Source organism: uncultured Nostoc sp. (genome assembly GCF_964245575.1).
In the GTDB taxonomy this organism is placed as follows: domain Bacteria; phylum Cyanobacteriota; class Cyanobacteriia; order Cyanobacteriales; family Nostocaceae; genus Nostoc.
In genome coordinates, this window is record NZ_CAXTNP010000173.1 from 1 (window position 1) to 11,922 (window position 11,922).

At 39.9% G+C, this 11,922-nt stretch carries 9 protein-coding genes and 2 pseudogenes; 7 read left to right on the forward strand and 4 right to left on the reverse strand.

All coding sequences use genetic code 11. The features are described 5' to 3' along the window. Nucleotides 1-386: 386 nt before the first annotated feature. Nucleotides 387-1,076 carry a Uma2 family endonuclease gene (locus ACFFAP_RS24275; RefSeq protein ID WP_375513617.1) on the forward strand — a complete coding sequence of 230 codons (690 nt, stop codon included), beginning with the start codon at nt 387-389 and terminating at the stop codon, nt 1,074-1,076. Between the two features lie 87 nt (nt 1,077-1,163). Here ACFFAP_RS24275 and ACFFAP_RS24280 read toward each other — a convergent pair. From ACFFAP_RS24280 to ACFFAP_RS24290, 3 genes and pseudogenes are all read right to left on the reverse strand, one after another. Further along, a pseudogene (locus tag ACFFAP_RS24280) lies at nt 1,164-2,051 on the reverse strand (DUF4351 domain-containing protein). Between the two features lie 193 nt (nt 2,052-2,244). Continuing rightward, nucleotides 2,245-2,640, reverse strand: a complete 396-nt coding sequence (locus tag ACFFAP_RS24285; protein WP_375513618.1) for a hypothetical protein — start codon at nt 2,638-2,640, stop codon at nt 2,245-2,247. Between the two features lie 942 nt (nt 2,641-3,582). Further along, nucleotides 3,583-3,858 (reverse strand): annotated as a pseudogene (locus tag ACFFAP_RS24290) (hypothetical protein); the annotation flags it as partial. A 334-nt stretch (nt 3,859-4,192) separates the two neighbouring features. On the opposite strand from ACFFAP_RS24290, the gene ACFFAP_RS24295 reads away from it, so the two are divergent. The 5 genes from ACFFAP_RS24295 (at nt 4,193) to ACFFAP_RS24315 (ending at nt 8,675) form a co-directional block, all read left to right on the forward strand. Further along, complete coding sequence (locus tag ACFFAP_RS24295) at nt 4,193-4,510, forward strand: 2Fe-2S iron-sulfur cluster-binding protein (protein ID WP_375513619.1); 318 nt, start codon at nt 4,193-4,195, stop codon at nt 4,508-4,510. A gap of 287 nt (nt 4,511-4,797) precedes the next feature. Then, nucleotides 4,798-4,977 carry a hypothetical protein gene (locus ACFFAP_RS24300; RefSeq protein WP_229485519.1) on the forward strand — a complete coding sequence of 60 codons (180 nt, stop codon included), beginning with the start codon at nt 4,798-4,800 and terminating at the stop codon, nt 4,975-4,977. 117 nt (nt 4,978-5,094) lie between these two features. Continuing rightward, nucleotides 5,095-6,729, forward strand: a complete 1,635-nt coding sequence (locus ACFFAP_RS24305) for a hypothetical protein (RefSeq protein WP_375513620.1) — start codon at nt 5,095-5,097, stop codon at nt 6,727-6,729. A 250-nt stretch (nt 6,730-6,979) separates the two neighbouring features. Continuing rightward, a complete protein-coding gene (locus ACFFAP_RS24310) occupies nt 6,980-8,044 on the forward strand; it encodes a DUF3326 domain-containing protein (protein ID WP_375513621.1) in 1,065 nt (354 codons plus the stop codon). 28 nt (nt 8,045-8,072) lie between these two features. Further along, nucleotides 8,073-8,675: a CPBP family intramembrane glutamic endopeptidase gene (locus ACFFAP_RS24315; RefSeq protein WP_375513622.1), complete on the forward strand. Its 603-nt coding sequence runs from the start codon at nt 8,073-8,075 to the stop codon at nt 8,673-8,675. A gap of 69 nt (nt 8,676-8,744) precedes the next feature. Here the strand turns inward: ACFFAP_RS24315 and ACFFAP_RS24320 are convergent, their stop codons facing one another. After that, a complete protein-coding gene (locus tag ACFFAP_RS24320; protein WP_375513623.1) occupies nt 8,745-9,140 on the reverse strand; it encodes a hypothetical protein in 396 nt (131 codons plus the stop codon). A 1,471-nt stretch (nt 9,141-10,611) separates the two neighbouring features. On the opposite strand from ACFFAP_RS24320, the gene ACFFAP_RS24325 reads away from it, so the two are divergent. Further along, nucleotides 10,612-11,922 (forward strand): GAF domain-containing protein (locus tag ACFFAP_RS24325; protein ID WP_375513624.1); only part of this gene is annotated, 1,311 nt, incomplete at its 3' end.

The following is an 11,922-nucleotide window of genomic DNA, read 5'->3' on the forward strand; positions in this document are numbered from 1 at the left end:
AACCGCTACTTCGTCGTGAACGATCGCACGACTATTCAAGTGCAAAGTACCCACACCTTGATAACCCGCAACTTGGGTTACATAAACAAACTCCACCTCCGTGGACTAAGATAAAATCAAGGATTTTTAACCCAGGTCAGGGGATTTTGTCTGTATAGCCGCGACTTCTAATACCGCCGTGAAAGCGGAAGTCAAAAATTACTCGTACTGAGCGTAGCCGAAGTAAAAGTCAAACGTTTTGTATATCAAGGCTTTATCAGCGATCGCTTTTAATACAAGGCGATCGCACATAATTATAAATCAGCAACCCCTATGATAGTAATTACATCTGTGCATCCACCCGCAGGTGTTCATCTAATCATCTCACCCCTAGCCTCAAGAAAGTCATGTCAGTTGCTCAAGAATTAGAACCAGCAGAAGATATAATATTTCCACCAGGAGATATATACAGTGACGAACCACCATTGGAAAGTGATTTACATCTACGCCAAATTATTCTGTTATTACAATGCTTAGAATTGTGCTGGCAAAATCGCAATGACTTTTATGCGGCGGGAAATTTGACAATTTACTATAGCCAACGTCAACTTAAATCAGAAGAATTTCGCGGCCCAGACTTTTTTGTGGTGCTAGGATGCGATCGCAAACCGCGCAAAAGTTGGGTAATTTGGCAAGAAGATGGTAAATATCCGAATATCATTGTCGAGTTGCTTTCGCCTTCTACAAAAGCCACAGACAAAGGCTTAAAAAAACAAATCTACCAAGATATCTTTCGCACGCCAGAGTATTTTTGGTTTGACCCCAATAATTTAGAATTTGTGGGGTTTCATTTAGTAGACGCTCATTACCAACCAATAGAACCGAATCCCCAAGGTTGGTTATGGAGTCAGCAGTTAGATTTATATTTGGGTGTGCAGGATAATCAATTACGCTATTTTACGGCACAAGGGCAGTTAGTGCCGACACCGCAAGAATTGGCTGAACAGGAAAAGCAGCGTGCTGAACAAGAGAAGCAACGCGCAGAACGCCTAGCCGCTAAGTTGCGAGAATTAAATATTGACCCTGATAATCTATAAAGACAATTTGTAATTCGTAATTCGTAATACTCGCCTTCTCTACGAGACGCTACGCGAACGGCGAGAAGCAAGCTACGTAATTTGTACTTATTGTTGGTTTAACCAAGTTTCTAAATCAGCAACACTAGAAAAGTCTAGCAATGCTTCTCCTAAATTCTCTAATTGTTCAATTGATAAACCTTGAATTCCCTCGATTAATGATGCATCAATCTCACCAATACGGCGATTGAGTTTACGTATAACTAAACGTTGTTCTCCTTGTTTATTTCCTTCCTGTATAGCTTGTTCTCTATCTCTTTGATAAAGTGGTTCTAGTCGCATAATTAACTCCCTATCATCTGCTTCTAATTCTTGATTTACTCTCAAGTTTTCGCGCAAGTTGTAAACTAATTCAAGAGTTTCTTTCTGGTATGGATAATCTAATGGTAGCGCTTGCAACTCGATAATTGCCTGTGACTGCACACTTCCCCTTCCTAAAAGCCTCAACCATAACGTTTCCGGTGTTTGGGGTAGTTGGTGTATCGCTACAATTGCTGTCCGCAACGCATCTGGCAAAAAATGCACTCCTGATAACCAACCTGCTTTTTGCATAGTTCCAAAGCTAGACAATCTAGTTTCAGATATGGTTGGTGTAAGAACCCACAATTTGGGAATTTCTGAGTCTTGAAGTTTGGTTTTATTTGCTTTTGCTTATCGTCGCAGGAGAGCCTTTACTTCTAATAATTTTAGAATACAGTCGCATATTTCATCGGTAGAAGCTGGATTGCGGTATGGCTCTATAATTGCAGGATGTTCAGCAAATCTTCCTAGCAAACCTAGTATTTGTATATTAGAACTTTGCTGTTTAGCTGGAGTAAATAAAACATCTATTTCTTTGATTCCTGATACTTTTTCTGATGCTTTGACCTCTCCGTAATCTTTTAATAATTCTTCTAGATAGTCTTTGGCAAATTTATCATGTATAAACCTAGTCATTCAATTTCAAGATTTCGGAGGTTCTGGGTTAATGCAAAGTCTTATTATATAGCAGTCTTGAATCATTCGTGATAATAGAAATCACCGAATTCTCAAATAAGTCGGTGATCTGGACACCTTAAATTTTCACAGATACCATTCTAAAAAAGTTAAAAGCAGATTCTATAAGCCTTTTGACTTTTGCGTAGCGGTACTAGGCGGTTAGAGCATTTTCATCTGATATTTTATCTGTATTAGATTTCAAGCGTGTCAATCTGCTTTTACGAATACGTTCGCTGTCTCGAACGCCACCTGCAAGTTCATATTCATCGCTGTTTTTGCCGTACTTGAAACCAACCCCAGTCAGCATTTTGTCTGAAACCTGACTTAAGGTTTTTTCCATCTCATCCAGCTTTTTTCTAGAAGAGTCAATCATAGCTATAGCAGCGTTATAATCATCAAGCATATTGTGAAAGTTATCTATTAATTGAGTCAGGTTTTGCAAGTTGTAAGTATCATCAAAATTGATATTTGGATCGATAGCTTTCAGTCCGGCAACTCTAAACTCAGCTTTTGTTAGAATCCGGGAACTACGTTTTCTTCGAGACATAATATTTACACCTTTAAAAGCTTTACAAAGCTATTTTGTCTCAATTAACCTGTATTCTGGTTCAGCAAAAAGCACATTTTTCTTAGTAAAAGTTTTTATTCATGTCCGTGATTTCTCGGAATTTAATCACGCAAAATTGATTTTCAGGGAAATAATATTATGTTTAAGTTGTACGAAAACTACAATGTTGTTGTATGAGCGTAGGCATAGCCCGTCGTAGACATCGCACTTTTAGGTTCTAGTACCCTGCACGTTCGCTCTTAGCGTTCTCGCAGAGTAGCCGCTACGCCTCTATGGATGCAATACACAATAGGGCAAATAAAAAGCTCATTGGTGTCAACTTAACGTGAAACCCTTGTCAAGACCTGAAATTGAGTTCATTCACTTACCATTACTTACCGCGTCACCCTACCCCAGTTTTGTCTAAAGCCAAAATCGCCCTTCCCCTTGGTAGTTGACACTTATGAGCATTGCTGTGCCCCTACAAATGATCTGTATTCTATGCAATTGAGAACCGCTATGAGCGATCGCTGTAACTTTAAGGCTTAATGTTGTAACCTTAAGGCTTAATGTTCTAGCTATAAGGCTTAATGTTGTAACTTTAAGGCTTTATGTTCTAATCTTAAGCCTTAATGTTCTAGCTTTAAGGGTTAATGTTATAACCTTAAGGGTTAATGTTGTAACCTTAAGAGTCAACCTTGTAACATTGATGACCAAAGTTTGTTGGTGAGTGCAATCATCGCTACATAGTGTATATTGTTGATTTACAGCGATCGCAGAGTTTGAAAAGATTTCAAGATGGAAGTTTCACCAGCTTGTTTTGTGTTGGGGTCTAAATCCCCAGACGCTCTCTAGGAGACGCTGCACTATCACAAAACGTAATTGCGAATGGGCGAAAAAGCGAATTGCGAATTGGAGTAGAGATGATGCCTAATTGCTTCTCGCAATTCCCCCCACTGAATCACGAGAAGCACCCACATCCGGCCCGGCTGCTTTGAGAACTTCGCGGGTTGTACCAAATAAACTATAAAGAGAGTTCATCGCTTCTCGTACCAAACCCTGGTCAACTTCTAATGGTTGCACAGCAATGCGTGTCACCAATTCCACATAAAGCGACCAAGCCGCCTTCTTTTGTGTGGTGTCAACTTTCTAAGCCATCGAACCAATGCTAAAAGGCAGACTTACAGATACAGTCTCTAAGGAAAGGCGATCGCGCATATATAGGATTCATATTTGATTGCGTGAAATACACGTAGGGTGCGTTATGCCTTTGGCTAACGCACCATCAGATAGTTTGGTGCCGTACTCTTGGCGATAACACACCCTACATATACTTAAATTTTTTCATAAATCAAATCGGATTCCTATATATTTATAGTAAATTTAACTAATAATTCTAATTATAGTAATTAATGTTACTAGTCTAAAAATTGTTCAGAATTAGTGACTATAATCTCAGTATTTAACCTAAACTTTTATGGTAACATCTAGATATTTTTAACTATTTTAGATAGAATAATAAATTTGTTCGTTGCATCACCTTCCTTTGTATATGCCCAAAACTTACACCGTAGAAATTGATCACCAAGGCAAAATTCATACCTTGCAAGTTCCTGAAAATGAAACCATCTTATCAGTTGCCGATGCTGCTGGTTTGGAACTGCCGAGTTCTTGTAATGCAGGTGTTTGCACAACTTGCGCCGGTAAAATAAGCCAGGGAACTGTGGATCAAACTGATGGTATGGGCGTTAGTCCAGATTTGCAAAAGCAAGGTTACGTATTGCTTTGTGTTGCCAAACCCCTTTCTGATTTGAAACTTGAGACAGAAAAGGAAGAAATAGTTTATCAGTTGCAATTTGGTAAAGGCTAATAATCAGTTATCAATATATAGCGGTTCTCGACCCAGTGAGGTACAATTTTGACCTCTCTCCTAAAAGGAGAGAGCCTTTGAATTGTTCCCCCTTCCCGCTTCGGGAAGGGGGTTAGGGGGTTAGGTCTATTTGCATACTTGTACCTCACCTGATTGAAAATGCCTATATGGTTTAGATTATTGATAAATGCTCACTTAACATTACCAAATCTGATAAATTACATAAGTATTTCATCGCAACTGATATCAGCTATTCTAGAAATTACAAATCAACAGGATTGACCAAGATGACGACTCATTTTATTACCGCAGAAATTGATTTACAAGAAACTCCCGCAGAATTACTAGAAGTAATTGAAACAGAGTTAAAAAAACAAGGCGAACCCCTGCGTTGGGCAATTACCTCTGTAGATGTTGACGAACAAAAAGCTACAGTTGAAGCTGTGGTGACTACAGTCAAGAGTTAGGAGTCATTCAATTTTAAATTTTGGGTCGCACCTTTGGTGCGCTGGAAGCGCAACTTGGATTTTAGATTGTTCCTTAAATCTAAAATCCAAAATTGGCACAGTTAGAAGTTTAATTGATTGAACATAAAAGAGGAGGTTTCCTTGCGTTTTTTCCTCTGTATTGTGCTGGTATTGGGCATATTTTTTCGTTTTACTCACCTTGACTATAAAGTGTACTGGTATGATGATGCCATCACATCTCTGCGAGCTTCTGGTTATACTGAAGAAGAAGTTGTTCAACACTTTTTTGAAAAGTCAGTAGTTAGTGTAACGGAACTCCAGCGATATCAGCACCCTGATGGAACAAGAAGCGTTATTGATGTAGTCAAAAGCCTAGCCAAGGAAGATCCGCAGCATCCGCCTTTATACTACAGTTTGGCACATTTTTGGTTCCAGAGTATTGGTAGTTCAGTAACATTAGCTAGGTTGTTACCTGCACTTCTTAGTCTGCTAGTATTCCCATGCGCTTATTGGCTGTGTCAAGAGCTATTTGTTGAAACAGGCATTTTCGCTTCAAACTTGCCTACATGGTTAACTATAGGATTAATTGCTGTCTCGCCATTTCATGTACTTTACTCTCAGGAATCAAGACAATACAGCCTATGGACTGTAACTACTTTACTTTCAACCGCAGCTTTACTGTGGGCAATACGACTAAAAACTAGAATTAGCTGGGGTATTTATGCACTTACTCTAATACTAAACCTTTATACGTTTCTTCTGGCTGGACTGGTGGCGATCGCTCATGGTATTTATATCATGGTTATCTATGGGTTTCGCCAGCGACAGATTCTTAAAAGTTACCTTGTAGCATCTCTGTTAGGTTTCATAGTTTTTCTTCCTTGGGCTTGGGTTGTCATAATTAATCAATCTCAAGCCAATAAAGGTCTGAATTGGGCATCGATTTACACTCTTAAAAACTCAGAACTAAGGGATATCTGGATTCAGCACCTTGGTCGGCTCTTTTTTGATGTTAATCAAGAATCCTGGGATTTTTATGTGCATCAAGTGTTGTTACTCTTGATCCTATATGCTTTTTATTGCATTTGTCGTCAAACACCCATATCAGTTTGGTTATTGATTATCCTTCTGACTTGTGTTAGCACATTGCCTTTAATGATGCCAGATTTAATTTACGGAGGAATACGCTCCGCACACGCACGATATCTAATTCCTAGCTTATTAGGAGTACAACTAGCTGTTGCTTACTTGCTAGGAAGAAATTTAGCTAATCCTCCGTTAAAATATTGGCATCAAAAATTTTGGCAATTACTCTTAGTTATCCTAGTTTTGGGAAGTATTTTGTCCTGTGCTGTCAATGCTCAAGCAACAACTTGGTATAATAAAGTTCACAATGGGGAAAATATTGCTATTGCAAAAGTTGTTAATCAGACAACTCATCCTCTTTTAATTAGCGATGCAGTAGTGGGTCATATTTTATCTTTAAGCTATTCACTTAACCCAAATGTAGAAGTACTCCTCCAACCTTCCAGGATATTTAAAGTTTATCTACCACCAGTTGAAGAATTAGAGCGCTTTAGCGATGTTTTTTTATACCGATATAATCCTAGTAAGGTCTGGCTGAAGGAATTAGCAAAACAGCAAAATTATAAATTTGAACCTCTTGTATTTGGATTTGCTAAATTCGCAAAAGACCGACCTGCGCTTTGGAGAGTTACTCCTATTTTAAAAAAACTAGAGCAGCAAAGCTAGTACAGTACAGCGTAAATAAATATACCCTTCGGGTTCACTAGTCGCCTGACGCCACATGCTCTACTTGGGGAGACCCCAAGACCGCAGTGGCTCCGGAGGGTTTCCCTCCCGCAGCGCTGGTTCACCATTTCAAATGGCGCAAGAAGCTCAGAATACAATTCTCTTGAATGCGTGACTTTTGACTTACCCAAAGGGGTTGACTTCCGCCTTGCGGTACTAGCTATCAAGCACAAGAAATAACTAACTCGATATGCAACGTCCATACACTGCTATCTTAATTGTACCAACTGGCGTTGGGGCTACCATTGGGGGTTATGCAGGAGATGCTTTACCTGTCGCCAAAGTTATAGCACAGGTTTGCGATCGCCTAATTACTCACCCCAATGTCCTGAATGGCGCAAGTTTGTATTGGAATCTTCCAAATGCTTTCTATGTTGAAGGTTACGGGCTTGACAAATTCGCCTCTGGATGCTGGGGTTTACGTCCAGTCCGCACCAACAAGGTAGGTTTGCTTTTAGACCAAGCCATTGAGCCAGAGTTGCGGCTACGACATATACAAGCAGCAGATGCAGTCAGAGCAACTCTAGGATTGACCCTAACAGATTATGTAATTACAGATGCACCATTAAATGTAGAATTACGGTCTACAGCATCGGGAGCGAGTTGGGGAACAATTGGCAACCCGGATAGCTTATTACGGGCAGCTGAGATATTAATTAAGAAAGCGGGAGCAGAAGCGATCGCAGTTGTTGCCCGTTTCCCCGATGATATGGATGAGAAAGCAGTACAGAAATATCGCCAAGGTGAAGGCGTAGATTCTTTAGCTGGTGCAGAAGCCGTAATTAGCCATTTGCTAGTGCGAACCTTTCAAATTCCTTGCGCCCATTCTCCCGCCCTTTTGAGTGAACCTGCACAACCTAATTTATCTCCCCGTTCCGCCGCAGAAGAATTGGGCTATACCTTTTTACCGTGCGTCCTGGTCGGATTAAGTCGTGCCCCACAATTTATAATAGAGAAAAGACAGATTGCATCACAGCAAGAAGATATTTGGGTAGATGAAGTCGATGCTGCGATCGCACCTGCAACTGCTTGTGGTAGCAGTGCCTTACTGAGTTTAAGCCAAAGACGATGCCAAATAATTACAGTAGAAGAAAATAAAACTCTGATAAAAGTTCCTCCCCAACACTTGGGGATCAAATTTATACAGGTAAACTCATATTTAGAAGCAGTGGGTGTATTAGCAGCACACAAAGCAGGCATCAATCCCGACGCTCTCCGTCCCAAATTATTACCTTTGCAGTCAATTAGTCATTAGTCATTCTCCCCCTGCCCCCAAAAAACCCGTGATTGAACAACAAAAGCAAAAGCCAGAAATTCCATACCTGACGCGCATCCAAATACTTGGGGCGATGGGAGCGACTGCAATCATTTTGTTGATAGTCGCCAAACTTTCGTTATACCTTGGCAACTTTTCCCTACTTTCTTGGGACTTGAACCAAAGAGAGTTGCTGTTTGGTATAGGGTTAGGAATCGCCATCACCGCGTTAAGTGGCGTAGTTTATCGCGTTTGGACTGCCTATCGTAAAAGTGCAGATTATTATCTAGAAGTGGTACTGAAGCCCTTAGCCTTAGCAGACTTAATTTGGCTGGGGTTACTACCGGGGTTGAGTGAAGAATTATTATTTAGAGGTGTAATGCTGCCAGCTTTAGGCTTGGATCATCTGGCTGTCATTGTATCTAGTCTTTGCTTTGGCATCTTGCATTTTAGTGGTTCCCAACAATGGCCTTATGTGATTTGGGCAACAATTGTCGGGATGATATTCGCATATAGTGCCCTGCTCACTGGCAACTTATTAGTGCCGATTGTCGCTCACATTATTACCAATTGGATTTCTAGCTATTTCTGGAAAATGTCGCAATTACGGCAATTAAAAAATAAATTTTGAGCCAAGTAGGGATTAATGCGTAGGCTAGCAAGAACCCCAGGCATCGCACACTATCAACCATAGAATAAATTACGTGGTTTGAGCGCTCTGGCTAGATGCTTTTTGTGCAATAGTTTTTAAGCGAGTCGCTCTGCTTTTACGGATACGCTCACTTTTGCGAACTCCACCTGCCATCTCATATTCGCGGCTATCTTTGCCGTATTTAAAGCCAATTCCCATAAGCATTTTCTCAGAGAAAGTGCCCAAGATTCGTTCTAACTCTTCAATTTCTACTTTGGAAGAGTCAATAGTGCTGAGAGTGGTGTTATGAGCTTCTATCTTGGTGCGTAATTGCTCAATTAGTTCTGTCAGACTTTTTAAGTTGTAAGCATCCCCAAGATCCAGATTAGCATTAATTGATTTAAGTCCAGCGAATCTTAACTCAGCACTTTCTAAAACGCGGGATGTACGTTTTCTCAAAGACATAGATTTAGTTCCTTGTAACATTTATACAGTTACTATGCCCTACTGTAAATGCATTCTGGTTCCGCAATATCCACATAAAATTGTATTTTTTCTGACGTAATTACTGGTAAATTCTCTTAATTTATCTGAAGCGTCTATAGCGATCGCTTGTAAGAAAGCGGGTATGCCGTTGGAGAACTCGTAGAGTAGCCGCTATAGGTCTGTCTATGTATACAATACACTCTCACCTCTCTTCAAGGCTAGCAGGAAAAGGGTTAGAGATTAGGTCTGTATTGAACTCAACCCAGAAGCGCTATATTTTAATTACAGCTTGAGCATTGATAACTACAGAAGAAGTTGTATTAACCACAGCTTGAGCATTTATAACCCCAGAAGAAGTTCTATTAACTACAGCTTCAGCATCTATAACCACAGCTTAAATTGTATTAACTACAACTTCAATTTTACTTATACTATCTTGAGTATTTATAATTACTGCTTAAAGTGTATTAACTACAGCTGAAATTTTACTTATAACATCATAAGCGTTTGTAACTACAGCTTCAATTTTAATAAATATCGCTTAAATTGTATTTAATACAACTTAAGCTATATTTAGATATTATGATTTTTTTGTAAGCCGTGTTTGTGCAATGTCTAGCGGTGTCACGTAGCTCTGTCGTACCCCTTGCCTACGGCACGCTTTGCGTAGCAAGATCCACGAAGTGATACGGGGATCTTGCTACGCAAAGCCTTTCATAGAGAAGTGCGGGCTATGACGCTCGTTCGCCTTTGGCGTCTCCCCTTCTCACATTGGGAGAGGCTAGCGCCAAGGGAGAAGACTCGCTAACGCTTCTCTACAAGACGCACTCGCGTTCGCTATCGGCGTCGCAGCTAGAGACATTTTTAGTCAATTAGACTATAATACATACATTTAATACCAATTCACGAAAACTCTGATATATTATATAGATTTATGGTAGGGGCATGGCATTGCCCATTAGTGTCAACAAAAGCCTAGAAATAGCTAAACTGTTGGCTTCCTCACCTGCGCTGAACTAAAGTTATTTGCTCATAGCTAAAGTCTAGTGAAGTAGAGTAAATATTCTTGGGGATACTTAGTAATCTTTAAATTACTTTTGCTATTAGCAAGGAACTTCAGTTCCTTGCGGGACATAATTTTTATGTTAAGTTGACAACAATGAACATTGCCATGCCCTGACCAACGTATTTGTATGATTTTTTAAACTGAAATTGTATAAACCCCAACTCCTTCCCGCACTTCGTGCCCCTACGCAAATGTAAGGAGAGCAAGTAGTAAGCTTCTCTTTTGTCAAGAGCCTTAAAAAGCGACAAAAGCGTTATGAGGCATGACGGAGGTTAGTGCCTCAAAATACTCCTGAAAGCCAGTCCTTGTTTAATAACTTTTGTGTAGAATTTGGTAGAGACGTTATTTACTTGATTCTCAATTGCAGCAATCCAGGTTTCATTTATGAATCAGTCTTTTTCTCAAAACCAAGCAAGACGAAATCGTGAACAAAGGCTGTGGCAACAAAAATGGAGTTTAAAGACTAAAGCAATTGTTTGGGCACTAAGCATTAGTATTGTTCCTGTGGTTGCAATTGGAACAGCTACTTACTACTATGGCATTAATTTAATTACCAAACAAATTCCGCAAGTAAGACTTGAGAGTGCAGCAAGTTCAACAGAAACTGAACTGGCTCTACAGAGACAATTGTCACTCTTATTAACTGGTATGGGAGTAACAGCAATTTTAACAGGTGCGATCGCTGTTTTTGTGACTAATCGAGCTATTAGTCGAGTCAGGAAAGCTGCGGCAATTTCTAATAGTATCAAAAACAAGCTACGTCCAGACAGTGAGTTTACTCAATATTTCATCGCTAGCGAAGATGAATTAGTGATCTTAGAGAGAAACATAAACTTATTCACAGAGTTGCTTTCAGTTTTGATAAAGGAGAAAGAAGCCGAAGCTGATTACTCCCAATTATTAATTAAAATTACGCGATGGGTTCGAGAATCATTCAATGAAGCAGATGTTCTTAAAACTACCTCAGAAGAAATTCGTAAAGCTTTAAGCATTGACCGCGTAACCATTTTTGGCTTCAACTCCGATTGTAATGGAACCTTTATCGCCGAGTCAGTAGCACCTGGTTTACCAAAAATATTAGGGGTTACAGTCTCTGAGCCTGGGTTTGAGGCAGGGTATGTAGAAAAATACCAGAATGGTTCCATCCATGCTATTGATAATATCTATCAAGCCGATTTAAGTGATGATGATATTGAATTACTAGAGCAATTTGCTGTCAAATCTAATTTAGTAGCACCTATTCTTAAAGGCAAACAGCTATTCGGTTTATTGATTGCACACCAGTGTTCTAGAATTCGCTTTTGGCAGCAGTCTGAAATTGATTTGTTGGCTCAGATAGCTATACAACTAGGATTCGCCCTTGACTACACAAAGCTTCTAGAACAGGTTGATACAAAGGCAGATGAAGCTCAGGTATTTATCGAAATTACCCGCAGCATTCGCCAATCCCTTAACGAAGAGGATGTCATTAAAACCACCGTGGAAGAGGTTCGCAAAGCACTGAGTACTGACAGAGTGCTGGTTTATAGCTTTAACCCTAATTGGTCTGGAACTGTAATTGCAGAATCAGTGGTTCCAGGTTATCCCAAAGTTTTGCGGTCTGAAATCCAAGACCCATGTTTCGCTCAGGACTATGTAGAAAAGTATCAGTCTGGTCGCGTTCAAGCTACAAATAACATTTATGAAGCTGGTTTG